The organism is Paenibacillus sp. FSL R7-0026, from assembly GCF_038004485.1.
Classification (GTDB): domain Bacteria; phylum Bacillota; class Bacilli; order Paenibacillales; family Paenibacillaceae; genus Paenibacillus; species Paenibacillus xylanexedens_A.
In genome coordinates this window covers 4585124-4605586 of sequence record NZ_JBBORG010000001.1, presented here as the reverse complement: position 1 = coordinate 4605586, position 20463 = coordinate 4585124, and the positions used below count along the sequence as shown (strand labels likewise).

The following is a 20463-nucleotide window of genomic DNA, read 5'->3' as shown; positions in this document are numbered from 1 at the left end:
TGTAATATTTAAGCATATCTTATAGTTTTAAAGGAGTGCATTACATGGACGAAATTGATCAGCATATTCTGTTTCACTTGGAGAATCAGGCGAGATTATCCATGACCGAACTAGGAAAACTGGTGGGATTATCTCAACCGGCTGTTACTGAACGAGTTAAACGAATGGAAGAAAAAGGGGTTATCGAGGAATATCGGACGGTGATTTCCCCATCCAAATTAGGCAAGCAGAGTACGGCATATGTTCTTTTTCGTACACGGGATTGTTATCCCTTTCTGGATTTCTGCCGTTCGTCACCTGAAGTCGTGGAATGTTATCGGATAAGTGGGGAGTATAACTATTTGCTGAAAATCCTTACAGACACGATCCAGGGACTCGAAGAGTTCGAGAACAAGTGCGACCCGTACGGTACGTACATGACCTTAATAACGATGTCTTCTCCGATTGCACACAAAAATCTCATGGAAGGACCGAATCTCCTGACACAAACAGAATAAAAGCGCAGTCTAGAAAACTTTAAAATGAAATGCAGAAGAGGAGTTCACATCAAGTGAACTCCTCTTTCGTCCTGCGTGTGTCTCATGAAAATGCCTTCCTGTTACGTTACTTTCGGAAATCCATATTTATAAGACCGTATAGCTACGAGCAATGCAGGTATGAGCAGGATAAACAGCGATCCGGCAAGGTATCCTGCTCCAAATACTTCAAGAAGGATGCCCCCGATGATGCCTCCTCCGCCAATTGCCAGATTCCATGCTGTAACCAGCATCGATTGGGCGACATCTGCACTTTTGCCTCCGGCTTGAGCAATGGCAGTCTGTAACAGTGTCGCGGCTCCGCCAAACGTAAGTCCCCAGATCATGACGCCAAGGATAATAATCACAGGTTGATGAGTAGCGATTCCCATCACGACAGAGGCCAGAGCGAATGATGCCAAGCTAATGATAACCAATCTCCTCAAAAATCGGTCAATGAGCATTCCGGTTAACCAAATTCCAACAATGGAAGTAAAACCGAAAATGAGCAAAATCAAGTCGACTCTGTTAGCAAATACGGTCTGGGCAAGGTAGGGAGAAATATAGGTATATAGGATGTTATGGGCAAGCATCCAGGCCAGAACAACAAACAGAATAGGCCTAACTCCCGGAATTAAAAACACCTTATGCAGCGGAAGACGTTCACCAGCTGGCTCTCCGGCAAAATCCGGCATTTTCCAGAGAACCCATACGATTAAAGCTACGGTTAGAAGAGATACCATCCCGAAGATGAGGCGCCAGCCGACATAAGAACTGAGAAAACTACCGATTGGAACACCCAGGGCTAATGCTACGGGTGTGCCGACCATAGCCACGGCCATGGCTTTACCTTTTAGCGAATCCGGGACCATTCGACGAGCATAACCAGCTGTCATGCCCCATAACACACCCGCAGAGACTCCAGCCATGAAACGAGCAGCAAGTGTCAGGATATAATCCGAAGATAAGGCGGTAACGGTATTAAAGACAAGAAAACCACTAATGCATACTAACAGTAGAGGTCGGCGTCTCCATCCGCGTGTAGCAGCAGTCAAGGGAATGGCAGCAACAAGTGATCCAATGGCATAAAGAGTCACCAACTGTCCGGTGAGGGCTTCTGTGATCCCCAAGTCTTTTGCAATTTGCGGCAGCAGTCCCGCAGGTAGGCTTTCAGTGAGGATGCATATGAATCCAGCCATGGCTAAAGCAAGTAGCCCCGCCCACGGAAGGCGCTCTGAAGATATGGAAGGCAGCTCCCTTTGTTTGGGGAGGGATGTGTTAATGGCCATGAATAAAAACCTCTTTTCTTATCGTTTAATCCTATCCAGAACTATGCATATAAGCTTATCTGAAAAAATCAAACTTTTGCATACAGGATTAAAGGTAAGAAGGAGGTTTTAACATGATATTTAATTTAATTTGTAAGTTTATCCGTTAATTTAATATGTTCCAAAGTGGACTGAAAAAAAAGAGCAGTGAGAACTTCTTCTCCTGCTCCTTTGCTCAAGTCACTACTTGATTGGATTAGCTTTCATTTCCTGTCCCATTTTCTCAATACCATCCAGAATTTGATATCCATAGCCCCAGAACTGGCTGAAATCTGTGACATAGATCTGTTTGTTTTTGATTGCGTTCATACTTTGCAGGGCAGGGTTCGCATACAGATTTTGAATCAGTTTATCGATATCCGGTGAACCGGCATACGCGGACAAGAGCAGGTAGTCCGGGTTCGCTGTGATCAATTGCTCAACACTTACCTCGCCTTGCACACCATCAAACGTATTTTTCAGCTTCAACAGGCCAAGTGCATCAAGCTGATACGTATCGTTCTGCATGCTGCTTACCGTAATGGTGTCTTCTGTAGCGGGTACGATATAAGCAAAACTATGCTCAGGCTGATCGGCTACACTTGCCTTAATGGCTGCAACACGAGTCTTCAGACTTTCCGTGAATGTTGCGGCATTATCTTGAACATCGAAGATCTGCCCAAGTTGTGCAATATCGCTATATAGGCTATCAAGTGAGCCTTTGTGATTCGTCGTTTGCAGGAACGTACGGATATTCATGTCATTCAATCCATCGACGGTACCCACGCCCCAGTCTGCATCAGCGAAAAGGTCGCCTCGTCCGAGTACCAGATCCGGGCTTGCACCTACAACCAGCTCTTTACCTACATAATCCTTGGACAATACCGGAATTTGGGCGAAATCATCAGCCACATCCGGTGTAACGGAACCGTATAGAGCAGCAACACCGACCATTTTATCGGTCAGACCTAATTTGATGAGCATCTCAGCCGCAGATTGGGTATTCGCAACAACACGTTCAGGTGCTTTATCGAATACTTGCACTTTGGGTTTCCACTCGCCGCCTTCACCCGAGATCGTGAAATTCTCAATGGTGAGCGGGTACGTCGTTTTATTTGTATTCTCAGCAGGAGCTGAAGTTTCTGTCGTGTTAGTTGTTGAAGTTGTTTCTTCGGCAGGGGAAGAAGTTGATGCATTCGAACAGGCTGCAAGCAGCAGTAACAGGAGACTTAGAGCAGCGAAGCCAATGGTTCTGGATGTGAATTTCATTAAATGATGAACCCCTTTTCTATGTGTTTTAAATTGACAAAGATAATCATTCTCAATTATAATCCGAGAAAACACATTGTAAATAGCTAAATTTAATTTGTTCTACATTTTACGCGAATTGATGGGGGAAGAGATGGCACAGACGGTTCAGGTTCAGACACAGCGTATGGGGAAAAGAGAGTCTCTGATTCATAGTAAATCCGGGTTTGCTTTACTGATTGCAGCTTTAATCATGATTACGCTTATATCCGTAGGTATTGCAGTTTCCATTGGACAGGTTCGTATCCCGCTGGCGGAGTCATATCGTATTCTTTTATACAAATTAACGGGATTTCAGTGGGGGACAACACCGATTGAGACAGGTTCCTTTACCGATATCATTTGGCAGATTCGTTTCCCGCGTGTGCTGATGGCGATGTTTATCGGTGCAGGCTTGGCCTTGTGCGGTGCTGTTATGCAGGCTGCTGTGCAGAATCCGCTCGCTGATCCTTACATACTGGGTATATCCTCAGGCGCTTCACTTGGAGCAACCTTTGCAATTCTTATTGGATTCGGTGCGATTGGGTGGCTTGGTCAGACGGGGGTGGCTTTCTGGGCCTTTGCCGGTGCGATGGGTGCGTCCTTACTGGTCCTGACTTTGGCAGGGATTCGGGGGAAAATGACGTCGGTCAAGCTGGTGCTTGCCGGAATGGTGATTAACGCGTTATGCAGCGCTTTTTCGAACTTTATTATTTATTTTGCCAACAATGCTGAGGGCATCAAAACGGTGACGTTCTGGACCATGGGCAGCCTGGCGGCTTCCGGATGGAACAAGCTCCCACTCGTGGGTATCGTCGTGCTGGTGGCGATTCTATTTTTCCTTTTACAGTCCAGAGTTCTTAATACGATGTTATTGGGGGATGAAGCAGCCGTTACACTGGGCATTAATCTGAGTGTGTACCGCAGGGTGTACATGCTGTTAACCGCTTTGGTGACAGGCGTTATGGTGGCGAGCTGTGGCATGATTGGTTTTGTCGGACTCATTATTCCGCATATTGTCAGAGGTCTCGTGGGTTCCGACCATCGTAAAGTGATGCCTGTATCCGTGCTGTTTGGAGCTATTTTCCTCATCTGGACGGATGTTATTGCACGATCCCTCATATCCAGCGTGGAGTTGCCAATCGGTATTATTACGGCCATGATTGGTGCACCAATGTTTATGTATATGCTGGTCAAAAAAGGCTACGGTTTTGGAGGAAATTAAACATGAAACTGAACGTAGAAAATGTATCCATCTCTGTGCTGAACACGGACATCATCAAGGATATTTCATTGCAGGTGAACGGTAAACAGTTCGTCGGACTGATCGGACCCAATGGTTGTGGCAAGTCAACGCTGCTCAAGAGCATTTATAAAGTGATCAAACCGCAGCAAGGCAAGGTTTTTCTGGACAGTACCGATATTCTCAAATCCAGTCCAAAGCTTGTTTCCAGACACATGGGCGTTGTTGGCCAGTTTAATGAATTGAGTTTTGATTTTACGGTGCGCGAGATGGTTATGATGGGCCGTACCCCACACAAAAAAATGCTGGAGACGGATAATGAACGGGATCACGAAATCGTCGAGCAGGCTTTGGAAAAAGTACATCTGACTGGACATGCAGACCGCAATTACGTGTCTCTGTCTGGTGGAGAGAAACAGCGTGTCGTATTGGCGCGTGTCCTGGCACAGCAACCCCAATTCCTGATCCTGGACGAGCCGACGAACCATTTGGACATCAAATACCAACTTCAGATTCTAAATATTGTCCGTGGACTCGGCATTGGCATATTGGCAGCGCTGCATGATCTCGAACTCGCCGCAGAATATTGCGATTATCTCTATGTGGTGAAAAAGGGCCAGATTGTGGTCCATGGCAAACCGGCTGATATTCTGACTCGTGAGATGATTGGTGAGGTATTTGATGTAGATTGTGAAATTTATACAAATCCAGTTACGGGCGGCCTGGGCATCGCTTACCTGAGTACACGTTGATTGGGACTATATCTTTGTTGGGATGACGTGGAGAAATCTTCGAAATAATCAATTGAAGTGAACATAGACCGTACCTGTTGAAGCGATGTTGTTGGTGCTCACAGGGCCGGTCTTTTGTTTTTTAGGTGGGGGTAGGGATCAACTATTGAAGCTTAGGATCAACGGGATGAGCATGAGCACCTTTGCTAACTTCTTGGAAAATGTCTGTGGAGTTATCGCTATGCGTTGAAGACTTGCTGCTGTTATCTTGTTGGGAGTGTTCTCCCGTTGCTGGGCTACTACCTGTAATTGCATAACTTCGTAGGATATCTTCCAGATCTCCAATCGTCACGGGACGAGCATGTCGTTTCAGGACATAACCGAGTTGGCCATTGGGTTCCACCGTCGCCGTCTCCAGATCGTCTACACTTGTAATTCCGTGCTGTCGCATATGCATCTCAAGCTGATCCATCGTATAACGCATACGTTTCAGATTCGGGATAATGACCTTTCCGTCCTCTACAACCATTTTGGAACTGCCACTCATTAACCGTTCAAAAATATTAAATTTCAATTGCAGTTGTTCCACTACAAGCAATGTCAAAATGAAGACCGATGCTGATCCAATCGCTTTGCCAAGCTTATGATTTGCGATGGGTTGTACAATCGTTGTTCCGATGGAGATCATGATGACCGTTGTGGCGACACTCATCTGAGAGATCGACTTGCGTCCTGCAATTCGCAGCAGAATCATGCCGATAAGTACAAGTAAAACAGACTTCCATATCCAGTCCATACGTATATTCCTTTCTATTTCAGTATGCGCTTTGCTTCTTAGGCTGTTCTGGAGTTGGAGGAATTATGCAGTTGGCCAAATCCATAGCTTTCATTCCGCCCACCAGATCGTTTACAATAGGGTATTGATGAAGTGAACAAAGGAGCGGGTTACAGTGGCAAAACAGAAATACTATGTTGTCTGGGAAGGCAAGAAGCCTGGTGTGTATAACACATGGGCGGAATGCAAAGCGCAGACAGATCATTATACTGGAGCAAAATATAAATCCTATGAGTCCAAAGCAGCCGCAGAAGAAGCGTATCGTGCTGGATGGAAAGGGAACTGGGGTTCAAGTGCAGGCGGAGCGTCGAAGACGAAGTCGGCTAGTAGCGGAAGAAGTGCAGGCATGGAAACGTCGGAGGAAGTGGATTACGACAGCATCTCTGTTGATGTGGGCACACGTGGTAACCCCGGACCTGTAGAATACAAAGGGGTAGACACCCGTACAGGTGAGATTATTTTCTCCGTCGGACCGATCTCCAAAGGCACGAACAATCTGGGCGAATTTTTGGCCATTGTACATGCCCTCGCACATCTGAAGAAAGAAGGCAGTACCAAAACGGTCTATACCGACTCGGTCAATGCCATGAAATGGCTAAAGCAGAAAAAAGTAGCCACAACGTTACCAAGAGACAACTCCACGGAAGAGATCTGGTTGATGATTGATCGTGCGGAGCAGTGGCTCCAGACGAATACGTACAGCAATAAAGTGCTAAAATGGCAGACCAAGCAGTGGGGCGAAATCAAGGCAGATTACGGCCGGAAGTAGGTATTTATCCGTATCAATTTCATAATACCTTTCGCTGCTTTAATCAAGGCTAGATATAGATCAAAGCGGTTTAATTTGTCTATATCTAGTTACAAAAATCCATTTTCAGTGAGTTATGAAATTGATTTTTCCAAAGGATGCCTCCTTTATTTCTGGTCTATTAGAATCGTTATTTACAATTTCCAGTTTCCGCTCTATAATCATCTGAATATGATTAGTTAAACATATGGAGGAGCCTGTCATCTGCAGGCCCTCTTTATCTTTTTGGTCCACTGATTAGCAAGTCCATTCAATAGAATGGGGTATTTGAGTATATATTGCAGGAGGCAGACATGAGTTCCATTTATAGAAGTGAAGAAGGCAAGAGCAGCATACTTGAAGAGTATGAGATTTATTTGAACGAGTTGGGTGAGAAATTTACTCGGGAGTATGTAGAGACGCGTTTTGGCAAGACGCATGTTTTACTGACGGGTCCTCTAGATGGCAAGCCGTTATTTATTCTCCAAGGCGGTAATTGTGTGAATCCGATGACGTTGTCATGGTTCTCTTCTTTATTTAAAGAATACCGGATTATTGCTCCTGATACGATTGGTCATCCTGGTTATAGTGAGGAAGCGAGTATCTCGACACGGTTTGATAGCTTGGCATTATGGGTATCGGATCTGTTAGATCACTATGATATTGAAAAGAGTGCATTTATCGGTCCATCGTTTGGAGGAGGCATTATCCTCAGACTGGCTACCTATATTCCAGAACGCATCTCGTGTGCCGTATTGGTTGCTCCTGCGGGTCTTGCGGTCAATTCCAAAATTAAAACAGCTCAGGATATCACGCTGCCACTCGTCAAGTATCGTATGACGTCTTCACCATCTTCTTTGCAAAAAATTACGGACAACATGTCGTGCAACTGCATGAAAGAAATGGATAAAAACATTATCGGCAAACTTTTTAAATACGTCAGCATAGATCAGGATCTGCCCAAGCTTACGGAGCGGGAAGAACTGGTGAATTATACGTCACCAACCTTGTTATTGGTAGGGGAGAAGGATGTCTTTTTCCCAGCGGATAAGTGTATTGAGCGAGCTCAAAAGATTATTACGAATGTAGAAGCCATCAAGTATGATACAGGACATTTTCCTTCACAGGACGTATTGGTTCAGATGAACGAGGAAATCGGGCGATTTTTACAGAAGAATTATTAATAAAAGCTGTAAATGAAGGATGAGAAATGTTTTTCTCCAGTTTAATAAAGTAATTACATCCATCTGTCGATACTCTATATAAGAGAATGCTTCTCTTCTATAGAATAGTGTGGATAGGGATTAGCAGTAGATCGTAGAAGGCCTGATATCATTAATATTTAAATATTTCGCGTTAAGGTGTTTCAAATTGCATCATTTGGTTTATATGTATAGTTGGCGATGAATTGCTGACTGGTTGAACCAAATGATGCATTTACGCGGAAAGTCTTCCGATCGACAAGGTTGAAAAGAGGTCTGTTATGAGAAAAGACAATTGTAAAATGGCATTGCAGCGCAATGTGATTATAAATGATACATATCAGGTAAGACAGGTACTAGCCAGCAGTGAGTTGGCTATTGTATATGCAGGGCGAGATCGTAACACAGGTGCCAAAGTAGCCATTAAGGAATTTTACCCACAGAGAATGGCTGAACGGCAGGCAGACAAGCGAGGGGTGTTCTGCTCTTCACGAGGATACGGTGGGCAATATCAGGAGTTACTGGCTGCATTTCTGCTCGAAGGTGAACTGTTATCGAAGCTGGATCATCCTCATATTGTTTCGTATTTGGATCATTTTGAAGCGAATGGTACGGGGTATCTGGTTATGGAATACTGCACGGGAATCACATTAACCGAGTATTTGAATGAACATAATCATGCTCTCGATGCTGCCTTCATAACGGAGACGCTGCTTCCACTGGTGGATACATTGGATTACATACATAAGCAAGGCATTCTTCACCGGGATGTGAAACCTTCCAACATTATGGTTATGGAGGATGGTACACCCAAACTTTTGGACTTTGGCTCAGCTACCCGTTGGCCTATGCAATCCGGAGAGAAACAGGTGATATTTACATCGGCAGGTTATTCTCCGCTGGAGTTTTATTCGGAGAAATCCAGTCAAGGACCGATGTCGGATATCTATAGTTTGGCAGCTCTGCTCCATTATTGGACATGCGGGCAACCCCCTATGGACGTGAAGCAGCGGTTGTTCCAGGATGAATTGCCATCTGTCCGCTCACATAATGAGTATGTGAATCCTTGGCTTGCTCGTGTTATTCATTGGGGTTTGACGGTTCGTTCTGAGAAACGCTGTGCTTCCTTAGCTTGGGTCAGAAGCTCGCTGCGAGTTCAAGCTTGGGTATGGAAAGTGCGCAAGCCAGGTACAGTGGAATGGTCTTTGGCCGAGAATGAGCATACGCAGGTCTATGAAGTGGAGTCGAAAAAGCAACATGAGACGGCGTAAGCAGTTATGACCTATGTTACTAAAGTAGATACGCTTAAATGAAAGCATAACCGTTAAATAGGTGTAAAATATAAACAAGCCAGTTCGTACCCTTACTTATGGGGCGAACTGGCTTGTTTCTTTTATAGCTTATAGAATACCTCATCGTTTACCCATGCCATCCATTCGAGTGGAATGTTAAAAAATCTCACATTGATCGTTCTGTTTAAAACAATGGTGTGAGCTTTTTTGCGTTTTTTATAAAGATTTTAAATTGAATCCAATCAAAAAATAACAAAAAAAGTAATTTATTTTTGAAAAAACTCTTCATTTTCGAAAGTGATTTTAGGTCTAAAGAAACTTGTTTATCAGTTTAAGTTGTGAATAAAAGGATAGAATCCTGAATTCGTTAAATAAAGCCACTAAATTAGATAATTCGGTCTATTTATATGTAAATTTTTCCGAAGGGTAACAGAGTGATTCATCTATTTACATACTCAATTACCCCAATTTACATCCCCTACGCTGCGGAATACGATAAGCCTAATCTGATCGTAAATCGCAGGAGGTATAAAATGAAACGAAAATCAACCCGATGGTTATCCGGTTTAGTAGCAGCAGGAGTCATGTTGTCTTCTATGTTCTCCTTACCTGCTTACGCAGCACCTTCTTATGGTCCCCTACAGCAGAGTGAAAGCGCTAAGTCTATTCTTCAATCACTGACGCCAGAAGAAAGACAAGCTTTGAACCAGCTTCAAGTCATGGATGGTGAAGTGATCGACTCCAAGGTGAATACCAAAAGTAATGATTTGGTCCAAGTGATCATCCAATTCAAAAGCGAACCGGCTGCCGTTGCATTGAAACGGGCTAGACTAGTAAATGAGAAGTTGTCAGAGCTTACGGCCGCAAGCAGAGTAAAACAAAATCATCAGCAATTCAAACAACACATTAAGTCTTTGCAACAGAAGAGAGGGCTATCTTATGATGCTGCCTCGATCCAAATCACTCAGGAGTATGAAACCGCACTAAATGGTGTTGCGTTAACAGTACCTGGCGTAGCCGTAGAAGATCTGATGAAATCCGGAGTTGTGAAAAAAGTATGGGCTGACCAGGAAGTGGTACTTGATCTGCCAGAGACAGACACATCAAGTGAATTTGCATCTGCATCCGGAATGCAACCTCGCATGGCTGATAGTGTGCCATATCTTGGTATAGATAACCTTCATGAAGAGGGCATCACTGGTAAGGGAATCAAAGTGGGTGTACTGGACACCGGAATTGATTATAATCATCCAGATTTAACAGGGGCGTATAAAGGGTATCGCGCTCATGCGGGTGAGGATCCAAAGCAAGTAGACCCGGCTACGGTAAAAGGATGGGACTTTGTTGATAACGATGCTGACCCAATGGAGACGACCTATGAAGATTGGGAAAATTCAGGTTATAAGGAGCAAGGTGTTTTAGCAGAAGCTTATTATACTTCCCATGGAACACACGTATCGGGAACCATCGCTGGGCAGGCCAAAAATGACGTGGGGTATGCGGTAAAAGGTGTTGCTCCAGACGTAGACTTATATGTGTACCGTGTACTTGGCCCTGGTGGAAGTGGTGAGATGAGTGGCATTATTGCCGGAATTGACAAGGCTATTGAAGATGAACTTGATGTTATCAATCTATCCTTAGGGGCCGCCACGAATGATCCGCTCGATCCTTCTTCAATTGCACTGAATAATGCGATGCTGCAAGGCGTGGTGAGTATGGTTGCGGCAGGTAATGATGGACCAAATGAAGGTACGTTAGGTACACCAGGCGCGAGCGCGCTGGCCATTACGATTGGTGCTTCCGATGTTCCGTTAACTATACCTACGGTTACCGTGACTCTGGATGTGTATAACAATCCAGATGGGGGAGAGGCAGAGGAAACACCTGTAATGGATGAAGGAACATCCGCAGAGGAAGAAGCACCTGCTGAGGGTGAGGAAACATCTGTAGTAGAAGAGGAAGAAGAAGTGCCACCAACAGCAGCAGAACCATCTGCAGCAGAGGAAGAAGCATCGGCAACAGAAGAAGAGACACCAGCAGCAGATGTAGAAACTCCACTATCAGTAGAAGATGCACCTGATGTAGAAGTAGAAGCACCACCAGCAGCAGCAGAAACACCTGTAGTAGAAGAGGAAGCGCCAGCAGAAGAATATGAAACACCTGTAGTAGGAGAAGAAGCGCCAACGCAAGAAACACCTGCTGCAACTTATACTGAGGTGTTACCTTTGTTTGGTAAAGATTTTACTGACGATCTGACCACGCTTGAAGGCAAAACCTACGAACTTGTGTATGCAGGGCTTGGTAATGCTTTTGATTTTGAAGGTATTGATGTACAAGGCAAAGTGGCCCTAATCGCTCGGGGAGATATTGCACTCGATGCCAAGATTGTCAACGCAAGAAAAGCAGGGGCGGCAGCAGCAATTATATATAATAATGTTGAAGGAACAATCCCTAATTATTTGGGTGAAATGAACGGGTATATTCCTACATTCCAAATGATGAGAGAGCTTGGAGAAAAATTAAAAGAGTTAAACGGTGTGACAGTCACCTTTGGCGCAGGAGGTCAAACTGTTACGGAAGGAAATAAACTGGCGGATTTCAGTTCCCGAGGTCCAGCTTCCGTGAATGATGATATTAAACCCGATATCGTAGCCCCGGGTGTAGCTGTTTTTTCAACCTATCCTGTATTTGTGAATGATCATGCGGGTGAGAATTATAATATTGCCTATGCACGAATTTCGGGTACTTCCATGGCAACCCCGCATATGGCGGGTATTGCTGCACTTATGCTCGAGGCACATGAAGAATATACACCTTTTGATGTGAAAACTGCTCTTATGAATACAGCTGTCGATCTGGAAGGGAATTATTCCGTGTATGAAGTAGGTGCAGGCCGAGTAGATCCTTACCGGGCAGTCCACACATCCGTATTTGCCAAAGTTCAGGATAAAACGATTCACTTCTCGAATGACGAATCCATCCTGATTGATGAAATTACAGGTTCCATCGTATTTGATAGTGCATATCTGGAAGAAAACGGCCGGGAAATCGTATCGGACAGCCGGACAGTTAAGATCGAGAATAAAGGGGACCGTGCCAAAACGTATAATACTTCCATCAAGCTGTTAAACGAAATGAATCTAAATGTAGATCTTCCAGAATCGATTACTGTAACTGGCGGTAGTACGGAAGAGATGACTGTTTCCGTGGATATACCACAGGACACGCCAAGTGGTCGATATGAAGGATATGTATATCTGGATACGGAAAATGCGGCGGATCATATTCAGATCCCATTCTCCATCCGTATTAGTGAAAAGGGGATTACTACGGTGGAGATGATTCCACCATCCGTTACAAACGATACCCCATTCCATCAGTTCCTGAACCGGATGACACTGAGTGCCATTCAATTGGGCAGTCCCATTGATTCTGTGGATGTATTGCTGAAGGATCGCGAAACTGGCGAGGAAATTGGGTTTGTAGGTACCTTGAATTCGCAGTCCATGCTTCCGGGAGTGGAATATCTGATCCTGAATGTGTTTAGAGGTTATGCATTTCCGATTGAAAACGGGGAGATTTCCAACGTTGCACGATTTGTCCCTGAGGGCAGCTACACACTTGAATTCATCGGGACTGACTCGGACTCTCAGCAGTATTCATACGAAAGATTGGTAGTTGTGGATAATACAGCCCCAGAGATTGATTTGGGAATAGAGCCTGGGGTATACGAGCTCAATGATAGTATGCTCACGGAAAGGGAGGGTGGACAAGGCGTTTGGTATGATGGCACAGCTATCGATTCAACAGTCCAAACCTTTGTTGATAATGGGATTACGGCTTATGATCAATCATCCAATCGTGTCATTTTCTACGAGAATGGCAGTCCCTTCTATTCCGGTGATTTGCCTGTTTCCAAAGAAGGAAACATATCATTTGGTATTACCAAAGAAGAATATGACAATGGTTACGAACTTCGACTCTTTGGAATGGATGTGGGTACAGCGGCAAATGCCGTTAAGGACCATCGCTATGGGTTTATTTCCGAAGGCAAACCTTATCTGACCAGCACATATGACAAAGACGAAGTGCGTAAAGGAGATACGATTACCCAGACCATTCAATTTAACAATGTGGAGAAGTTAAACGGTATTTCGTTTACCCTGGAATCGATGTATGACTACAAACAATTTAACCGGATTGAACCAACGCCTGAGCTGAAGGCATTACTGGATGACACAGGTGCTGAAGTGAAATTCAGTGAACCTGTAGTGGACCAAAGAGAAATCAGCTTTGAGGCATCCATCTCAGGGGGGGCCTTTGAAGGAATCACAGGGGATCTTGATTTGTTCCAGGTTGTCTTTGATGTACCCAAGGATGAATTCTATTTTAAGAAAAGCGACGTACCATTTCTTGAAGCGAAATACACGACGGTTGGCATGAAAGAGAACGAAGAGAAATTGGCATTAGCCGCGTTTAACACAGACAGCTATGAAGTAATCTCCAAATCTTCAAGAACATATGGTTTTGTACGTCCTGAAGCTTTTATGGTCGATGGAGAGTATCTGGATTTTGAAAATGACTATTCGGCAATGGCCATTGAAGTTTATGCCGAGACGGCTTCCGGTGAGAAATATGAGGGGACTGTGCAAAATTATGGTGAGTTCCTGATCGATGGGATTCCGGCAACAGGAGAAATGACGACCATCTACACACGAGTTCCGGGTCATTTACCTTCCAAGCTGGCAGTGGTTCTGAGCAAGACGATTGATGGCGAATATTATGGCATCAATCAACTGAATTCGTCCGACTTTACGTATGCAGGAGATATTAATGGGGATGGAGTCATCGATATCTATGACATGGAGCTTGTAACGAAACATTATCATACTACGGATGAGATCGCCGATATTGACCAGGATGGCTCTGTAGGAGACGCCGAAGTGAATTATATTACGAATAACTTTGGAATGACTGCTAACTATTCTACGAAGAAGCCTGTTTTGCAAATTGGGGACAAAGACTTAGGGTACTTCCTCAATAAAATTCAGGAAATGAACAATGGTGGTTCTGGTAATAATGGGGGCGGTTCGGGAAATAACGGTGGCGGCGGATCTTCTACGACCCCTGCACCTGCCCCAACACCTGCACCAACCACAGACCCAGATCCAAGCCAAAATCAGGTCATTACAGAAAAAGAGTTAAAAGCTGTGACAAACGGTACCGCGAATGTGGATATTACGGTCGATAAGAAGATTGAGCTGCCTGTCAATGCCGGGGATTTGTTGGGTGCAAATTCACTCACACTTTCTCAGCAAGGTGTACTATCGCTCATCATTCCTTCTGGCGTATTGAAAGAACTGCAAACCAAAGGAGGTTCTGGTGCTGCTGGTGGCAAGATCATTTTGGATATAATGAAACAAGATGTGAAAGCACCAGAAACAAAACAAGGTCTCACATGGACAACCGCAGGTGCTGCTTATGACGTTGAACTGTATCTCCAGGTCTCCAGTGAGAAATTATCTCTGTCCTCGCTTCCTGAAGATGTTACGCTGACACTCTTTTACGACAGAACGTTAAACAGCGATCTGATTGGAATGTACAATGAACATTCATCTGCGGATCAATGGGATTACGCAGGTGGGATCGTTGATGAAGAGAAGGGTACCGTTACTTCCCAATTGTCTGATATGGGCACGTATGCACCGTTCGTTTACGATAAATCCTTCGAAGACGTGGCACCAACGCATTGGGCAAGTGATGCAATCAAGTCTCTTTCGGCGAAACATGTGCTGACAGGCAAAACAGAGACTGCGTTTAATCCACAAGGTCAAACGACTCGTGCCGAATTCGCTGCTTTAATCGTGAGAACCCTTGGTTTAGAGGTGAAAGGTAACGAATTGCCATTTGGTGATGTGAGTAAGGATGCCTGGTATGCAGACAGTGTGGCTGCGGCATATCAAGCAGGTTTGGTTCAGGGAATAGCGAATGATAAGTTTGCTCCGACCCAAACCATTTCACGTGAAGAAATGGCAGTGCTCATGATGAGAGCATACAAATATCAATCCCAATCAAACGATACCCAGTCGGCTGTTGCCGGTTATACGGATGAAGCAAACATTGCATCTTGGGCAAAAGAAGCTGTGGCGAAAGCTTCCGAGCTTGGTGTAATGAACGGTTCTACTGGTGGGCAATTCAAACCGAAAAATAGTGCTACACGTGCCGAAACGGCCCAAACGGTTCACAATTTACTTTCGTTGCTGAAATAAGAAGTACAAGGATAAGAGGTTCCTCCAGTTTTAGGAGGTCCTCTTTTTTTGTTATTTTACTTCGTTGAGCTTCTGAAATTCTCTTCCCAAGTACATCAGACTCCAATATATAACTGGCAGAGTCCATATTCGAACCCTATAATTAGGAATAAAATGATGGATTAAAACGAGGTGTAGTGATGATTGAAGGGAAGATTATTAAATTTTACCGGGAGAAGAATAGACGAACTCAAGGCGAACTGGTGAAAGGGATCTGTTCAGTCACACATCTGAGCAAAATTGAACGGGGAATGACAGAGTATTCACAAGAAATTATGGACATGCTCTGTGATCGACTATGTATTGATATGGCAAGGGAAGTAGCAAGATATCATCAAATGAACGATCTGCTGGATTCATGGCAAGAGGCCATTATTATGCAGAGAACAGCTGAAGCTATTCGTCTCAAAGACAAGTTGGAAGTGGAACCGTTAAAAGGTATACCTGATTTGCGTTTATCCTATGACTTGCTGCGGATCCGATTTTACTTGTTTATGAATAATATCAATGAAGCCGAGAGACTTATAGCCGAAGTTGAGATTCCTGATGAATCGGAGCATTCATATGAACATTATTTTTATCACCATGTGATGGGGATTTATTATTTCCTTACAGGACATTATCGCAAGTCCATCCAGACGTTAACTTCAATCAATCAGTCCAAATATACGAATCATGAGTACTTCTATCATTTGTCTCTGGCATATCACTCGATATATTCGAATATTACGTCTTACTACTACGCCGAGAAGGCTATCCAGCATTTTCGGAAAACGCTCAATATGGTGCGGATCATTGACACTGAAACCATTATGCTGGTTCAGCTCAATTCCCGTGAGTATCATGATTTTCCTGAGACGAAACGCAGATATGAGAATCTGATTCGGATTAGTGATGATTGTGGGCTACCTGACCGAAAAGCAAAGCTGTTGAACAATCTGGGTTATGAATATAACCGGCGGAAGCAATATGAGGATGCTGCTTACTGGTACAGACAAGCGCTTGATATGATTCCGGAGAAACAACCGTTATACCTGATGGTACTCAATAATTACATAGAATCGAATAGGCTAGGGAACCTCATTCCTGCAAACAAACTGTTGGACATGTCTCTGGAAGCCTTGCACAATTCTAAACTTTTTTCAGACGCAAGTTATATGGAATTGGAACTCCAGTCTGTCATTTTACAAGGGCAGGAGCAAGCGTATTATGAAATGATAGAAGAGCGAATTCTTCCTTATTATCGTGAACTTGGTTCCCAGTATCTTGCTGAACGTTATGAAGGGATATTGTTTCAATACTATATGGATCATGGTAAAAAGGACAAGGCGCTCAGGCTCGCAAAAAATCGTTTCGAATCACAATTGACTTCACTTATATAAGATTTGAAACGAACACCCCAACTCCGATACAATGTTCTCATAGAGTCTGAGAGAATGGATCAAATACGGTGCAGAAATGGAGAAAACCAATATGACTGATTTTATCAACGCTGACGATATTAATGACGTAATTCTGGCTGCGGCAGCAAACGAGCTGGAGCAGATGGTGGACAAAATGTGTGAGCTGATTGGCACGCCATTGGAACAGACGACAGAACTGGAGCGTCAGGTCATGGCTGCTTTTGGTTTTGGCGCGGTGTATGGCATCACTCATCGGGATCAGCTAGCGGAGCCGCAGGCCCATGCCTTGAGCATTCGGATGCTGATTAAACCGTTTAATTACAGTGAACAGCAGGCGGTTGATTTTGCCGATGATCTGATTCGGGTGGCTTCCGATCGTGAGGTTCATCCGGTGATGAATACGATAATCCAACGTGGGATTGATGGACACCGCCAATTCAATCAGGAAGATGATGAAGGATTGGAACGTAACATTCAGGAGATTTTAACAGCGGTTCAATCGCAAAAATAGACGGTTTTATTAGATGTGGGAGATGATTGCATTGGATCTGATGAAATTAAGCAAGGAACTCTCGTACGCTCTCCGACATGCACCATGGGAGTATGAACTGGAACTGGACGAAGAGGGTTGGGTGGAAATCTCGCAATTGCTGGTGGCTTTACATGAAAGTCCGCAGTGGAAGGAAGTCACGCAAGCCGATCTGGAGCAGATGATTCAGACCTCGGAGAAAAAGAGACATGAAATCCGTTCAGGCCGCATCCGGGCATTGTATGGACATTCGACACCCCATAAAATATCGAAGTTATCTGCTGAGCCACCGGAAACCCTGTACCATGGGACTCCGGCACGCGCAGTGAATTCTATTATGGAACATGGCTTACAGCCGCGGCAAAGGCAATATGTACATCTGTCCGCAGATATCAATACGGCCAATCAGGTGGGACGAAGACGGGATGATCAGCCTGTCATTTTGAGAATCAATGCTGCTCAAGCGGCCACAGACGGAATCCTTTTTTATCATGGAAACGAAAATATCTGGCTGGCCGATCATATTCCCGCACGTTATATTCTTGAGCAGTGAGTGATTAACTGTTGTGGACAGCATAAATGCCTATTTCCAATTGCAGCAGTCGCAATCAACGGGTGGTGTACGGTCATCCGTTCAATAGGTATATCGTTGTATTGATCGTTAGCTACACCAAAAAAAAGGGACGCATCCAACATTCGTTGGTGTGTCCCTTTCTCATATCCAAAACTTACTTGCCTACAATTGCTTTAATACCTTCGCTAAGTGGCTGAGCCGGACTGCCAAGCAATTTCTCTAAAGTATCACTTTCTACAGCCAATGCGCCTTCACGGATGGCACTTTGCATATCAACAAGCATCGATACGACAAAGTCCGGTAGACCTGCCCCTTTCATGATGTCAGCGTAAGCGGCATCGTCCACGTTTTGCACGTTGATTTCCTGTCCAAGCACTTCACCAACAATGGCAGCCAGTTCAGCTTGCGTGCGTAGTTTGCCGGACAATTCATATACAGTATTCTCATGTCCTTCACCTGCGAGTACAGCTGCAGCAGCATGGGCGTAGTCACTGCGGGTAGCCCAGCCTACTTGGCTGTCATTGGTGGCATGAACCCAAGGTGCGCCTTGCGTAGCGGCTTGCACACTGCCTGCTTCATTTTCCAGGTACCAGTTGTTGCGCAGGAAGGAATACGGAATGCCGGATTCACGAATAGCTTTTTCTGTAGCGCGGTGAACTTCCGCCAGGGAAAGGGAATTTTTCTCTGCATTCACAACGCTTGTATAAGCGATGAAACCCACGCCTGCGTTCTTGGCAGCGTCAATGGCAGCCTGATGTTGGCGAATACGCGTTTCATTGTCACCATCAGTGGAGATGAGCAACAGACGGTCTACACCGGCAAAAGCTTTCTCCAACGTCTCCGGTTGATCGAAATCACCGTGACGCACGTCAACGCCTTGAGTGCGGAGTGCTTCCGCTTTCTCTGGATTACGTACACTTACTGCCACATCTTTGGCAGAATCCGTTTTTAACAATGCCTCTACAACCAGTGAACCCAAATGACCTGTTGCGCCAGTAACCAAAATTTTCATTTTCTTTTCCTCCTAGGATATGTGTTGTTGGTTGCATATGGATGTAATCAAAAATGTTATAACAGGTGTGATTACAACGAAGGGGTTAAAAAAAGCTCATTATGAGCTTTTTTATTCAGAGACATGAATCTGATCCATCATCTGCTGTATGGTTACACGATTCAAGCGCTGTTCCATGGCTGTCTGAGCCTCAATGAGTTCGGCACGCAAGGTGTGTTCAATCATGTTGCCGACCGGACATTTCGGATTCGGATGTTTGTGAAAGTTAAACAATTCCCCATCCTCCACGACCTCTAGCGCTCGATATACATCGAGAAGGGTAATGTTCGCCGGATCTTTCAACAAGGAAGCACCACCCACACCGGGTCTGACGTCAATCAGACCAGCCTGTTTCAGCTTGGACATAATCCGCCGAATAATCACGGGATTTGTATTCACACTCTGCGCGATCATATCTCCGGTGCATTCATTGGGCATAACAGCGATCAGGGACAGGGTATGAACCGCAATGGAAAAGCGACTGCTGATTTGTCTCATGGGATAATCACCACCGTTGTAACTATAATAGTTACAAAGCGATCGGATGTCAATTCCTTTATATTATATTTTAATGGATAGTTGCTGTTATCCTGTAATCGTAGATGATCAAACAGATGATAATTGAACTATCACCTATGTCAAATAAATGAGTTGTGGTTCTTTTGAAGCGTTAAGAAAGAAGTAGGTTTCAAACCTTTTAATGTAATAATAGGGCTAAATTACTATTATTTTCAAGTTAAATGGAACTATATGGTTTTCTTGTTTGCGTACAGAAGAAGAAAAATGACAAAAGCTTCGACAAAATAGAAAATTATGTATGAATTGACAAATGTAAAAGCGATTATATAATGTGTTTAACTACAAGATTGTACATTTAGTTACAAATGATTCCAAATAACAAACGGCGGGAGTGGGACAGGCATGTGGTTTTTGGTTCTATGGTTGTTAGGTCTAATTTCAGGGGGAGTACACCTATATGTGTTAGGTTTTCCCGGGGAAATGAGCGAGATTAGCAGAGTGTTACTGCTTCATCAGTTTGTGGTTACGTTTGGATTGGTTGGAGTGATTGGTTATGTTGTCAACATTGCCAGAGCGGATCAGACAGCCAAAATGTTAGGATGGCCTGGTGGACCATTTCAGGTTAAATACGGTTTTTCCCAGGTAGGGCTTGGAGTTATGGGGATTATGGCCATCTGGTTCCAAGGGAACTTTTGGGTTGGTGTATTGGTAACGATGTACATATACGGATTAAGTGGTCTTTGGTCACATACTTATGTCATGATTAAAAATCGCAAGGCAGATGGAGACAGTATCGGGAATCTCATTATGGATGTGGTGTATCAAACGTTTATCACGGTTCTCTCCGTATTGGCTGGTGGAATCTGGGTAATGCAGTAAG

Annotated in this window: 16 protein-coding genes; 11 read left to right on the top strand and 5 right to left on the bottom strand. The window is 44.3% G+C overall.

Features of this window, described 5'->3' with window-relative positions; translation table 11 throughout:
• Positions 1 to 44 precede the first annotated feature (44 nt).
• The gene (locus tag MKY44_RS20285) at positions 45 to 497 is read left to right on the top strand and encodes an Lrp/AsnC family transcriptional regulator (RefSeq protein WP_341008284.1); all 453 of its coding nucleotides are present in this window, start codon (positions 45 to 47) and stop codon (positions 495 to 497) included.
• 101 nt (positions 498 to 598) lie between these two features.
• On the opposite strand, the gene MKY44_RS20280 is transcribed toward MKY44_RS20285, so the two are convergent.
• Together MKY44_RS20280 and MKY44_RS20275 are read right to left on the bottom strand one after the other, a co-directional pair.
• On the bottom strand, positions 599 to 1804 hold the full coding sequence (locus tag MKY44_RS20280; RefSeq protein WP_341008282.1) for an MFS transporter: 1206 nt from the start codon (positions 1802 to 1804) through the stop codon (positions 599 to 601).
• Positions 1805 to 2026: 222 nt separating this feature from the next.
• Positions 2027 to 3091: an ABC transporter substrate-binding protein gene (locus tag MKY44_RS20275; RefSeq protein ID WP_341008281.1), complete on the bottom strand. Its 1065-nt coding sequence runs from the start codon at positions 3089 to 3091 to the stop codon at positions 2027 to 2029.
• A 166-nt stretch (positions 3092 to 3257) separates the two neighbouring features.
• Between MKY44_RS20275 and MKY44_RS20270 the strand changes: the two genes are divergently transcribed.
• Together MKY44_RS20270 and MKY44_RS20265 are read left to right on the top strand one after the other, a co-directional pair.
• Positions 3258 to 4334: a FecCD family ABC transporter permease gene (locus tag MKY44_RS20270; protein WP_253509247.1), complete on the top strand. Its 1077-nt coding sequence runs from the start codon at positions 3258 to 3260 to the stop codon at positions 4332 to 4334.
• Positions 4335 to 4336: 2 nt separating this feature from the next.
• Positions 4337 to 5104 (top strand): ABC transporter ATP-binding protein, encoded by a 768-nt coding sequence (locus tag MKY44_RS20265; protein WP_341008279.1) that lies wholly within the window; start codon positions 4337 to 4339, stop codon positions 5102 to 5104.
• Positions 5105 to 5246: 142 nt separating this feature from the next.
• On the opposite strand, the gene MKY44_RS20260 is transcribed toward MKY44_RS20265, so the two are convergent.
• Positions 5247 to 5879, bottom strand: a complete 633-nt coding sequence (locus tag MKY44_RS20260; protein WP_341008278.1) for a DUF421 domain-containing protein — start codon at positions 5877 to 5879, stop codon at positions 5247 to 5249.
• A gap of 154 nt (positions 5880 to 6033) precedes the next feature.
• Here MKY44_RS20260 and rnhA point away from each other — a divergent pair, with 154 nt between their 5' ends.
• The 7 genes from rnhA to MKY44_RS20225 all read left to right on the top strand — a co-directional run bounded on the left by rnhA (position 6034) and on the right by MKY44_RS20225 (position 17992).
• Positions 6034 to 6687, top strand: coding sequence for a ribonuclease H (gene rnhA / locus MKY44_RS20255; protein WP_341008276.1), 654 nt, complete (start codon positions 6034 to 6036; stop codon positions 6685 to 6687).
• Between the two features lie 332 nt (positions 6688 to 7019).
• Positions 7020 to 7889, top strand: coding sequence for an alpha/beta fold hydrolase (locus MKY44_RS20250; protein ID WP_341008275.1), 870 nt, complete (start codon positions 7020 to 7022; stop codon positions 7887 to 7889).
• Positions 7890 to 8188: 299 nt separating this feature from the next.
• The gene (locus MKY44_RS20245; protein ID WP_341008273.1) at positions 8189 to 9178 is read left to right on the top strand and encodes a serine/threonine protein kinase; all 990 of its coding nucleotides are present in this window, start codon (positions 8189 to 8191) and stop codon (positions 9176 to 9178) included.
• A 554-nt stretch (positions 9179 to 9732) separates the two neighbouring features.
• Positions 9733 to 15468, top strand: a complete 5736-nt coding sequence (locus tag MKY44_RS20240; RefSeq protein ID WP_341008272.1) for a S8 family serine peptidase — start codon at positions 9733 to 9735, stop codon at positions 15466 to 15468.
• 179 nt (positions 15469 to 15647) lie between these two features.
• Complete coding sequence (locus MKY44_RS20235; protein WP_341008270.1) at positions 15648 to 16889, top strand: helix-turn-helix domain-containing protein; 1242 nt, start codon at positions 15648 to 15650, stop codon at positions 16887 to 16889.
• A 91-nt stretch (positions 16890 to 16980) separates the two neighbouring features.
• A complete protein-coding gene (imm48, locus tag MKY44_RS20230; protein WP_211080866.1) occupies positions 16981 to 17421 on the top strand; it encodes an Imm48 family immunity protein in 441 nt (146 codons plus the stop codon).
• A gap of 31 nt (positions 17422 to 17452) precedes the next feature.
• Complete coding sequence (locus tag MKY44_RS20225; RefSeq protein ID WP_341008269.1) at positions 17453 to 17992, top strand: RNA 2'-phosphotransferase; 540 nt, start codon at positions 17453 to 17455, stop codon at positions 17990 to 17992.
• Positions 17993 to 18167: 175 nt separating this feature from the next.
• On the opposite strand, the gene MKY44_RS20220 is transcribed toward MKY44_RS20225, so the two are convergent.
• Complete coding sequence (locus tag MKY44_RS20220) at positions 18168 to 19025, bottom strand: SDR family oxidoreductase (RefSeq protein WP_341008268.1); 858 nt, start codon at positions 19023 to 19025, stop codon at positions 18168 to 18170.
• Positions 19026 to 19136: 111 nt separating this feature from the next.
• On the bottom strand, positions 19137 to 19562 hold the full coding sequence (locus tag MKY44_RS20215; protein WP_221821910.1) for an Rrf2 family transcriptional regulator: 426 nt from the start codon (positions 19560 to 19562) through the stop codon (positions 19137 to 19139).
• Between the two features lie 423 nt (positions 19563 to 19985).
• On the opposite strand from MKY44_RS20215, the gene MKY44_RS20210 reads away from it, so the two are divergent.
• Positions 19986 to 20462 (top strand): DUF6790 family protein, encoded by a 477-nt coding sequence (locus MKY44_RS20210; protein WP_341008267.1) that lies wholly within the window; start codon positions 19986 to 19988, stop codon positions 20460 to 20462.
• The last annotated feature ends 1 nt before the right edge of the window (position 20463 follow it).

What these genes read in the sequence shown, in the direction of transcription:
- MKY44_RS20265 (WP_341008279.1), top strand. Translation starts at nt 4,337, where the DNA reads ATGAAACTGAACGTAGAAAATGTATCCATCTCTGTGCTGAACACGGAC.
- MKY44_RS20280 (WP_341008282.1), bottom strand. Translation starts at nt 1,804, where the DNA reads ATGGCCATTAACACATCCCTCCCCAAACAAAGGGAGCTGCCTTCCATA.
- MKY44_RS20235 (WP_341008270.1), top strand. Translation starts at nt 15,648, where the DNA reads ATGATTGAAGGGAAGATTATTAAATTTTACCGGGAGAAGAATAGACGA.
- MKY44_RS20275 (WP_341008281.1), bottom strand. Translation starts at nt 3,091, where the DNA reads ATGAAATTCACATCCAGAACCATTGGCTTCGCTGCTCTAAGTCTCCTG.
- MKY44_RS20240 (WP_341008272.1), top strand. Translation starts at nt 9,733, where the DNA reads ATGAAACGAAAATCAACCCGATGGTTATCCGGTTTAGTAGCAGCAGGA.
- MKY44_RS20285 (WP_341008284.1), top strand. Translation starts at nt 45, where the DNA reads ATGGACGAAATTGATCAGCATATTCTGTTTCACTTGGAGAATCAGGCG.
- MKY44_RS20260 (WP_341008278.1), bottom strand. Translation starts at nt 5,879, where the DNA reads ATGGACTGGATATGGAAGTCTGTTTTACTTGTACTTATCGGCATGATT.
- MKY44_RS20270 (WP_253509247.1), top strand. Translation starts at nt 3,258, where the DNA reads ATGGGGAAAAGAGAGTCTCTGATTCATAGTAAATCCGGGTTTGCTTTA.
- MKY44_RS20215 (WP_221821910.1), bottom strand. Translation starts at nt 19,562, where the DNA reads ATGAGACAAATCAGCAGTCGCTTTTCCATTGCGGTTCATACCCTGTCC.
- MKY44_RS20245 (WP_341008273.1), top strand. Translation starts at nt 8,189, where the DNA reads ATGAGAAAAGACAATTGTAAAATGGCATTGCAGCGCAATGTGATTATA.
- MKY44_RS20210 (WP_341008267.1), top strand. Translation starts at nt 19,986, where the DNA reads ATGTGGTTTTTGGTTCTATGGTTGTTAGGTCTAATTTCAGGGGGAGTA.
- imm48 (WP_211080866.1), top strand. Translation starts at nt 16,981, where the DNA reads ATGACTGATTTTATCAACGCTGACGATATTAATGACGTAATTCTGGCT.
- MKY44_RS20250 (WP_341008275.1), top strand. Translation starts at nt 7,020, where the DNA reads ATGAGTTCCATTTATAGAAGTGAAGAAGGCAAGAGCAGCATACTTGAA.
- MKY44_RS20220 (WP_341008268.1), bottom strand. Translation starts at nt 19,025, where the DNA reads ATGAAAATTTTGGTTACTGGCGCAACAGGTCATTTGGGTTCACTGGTT.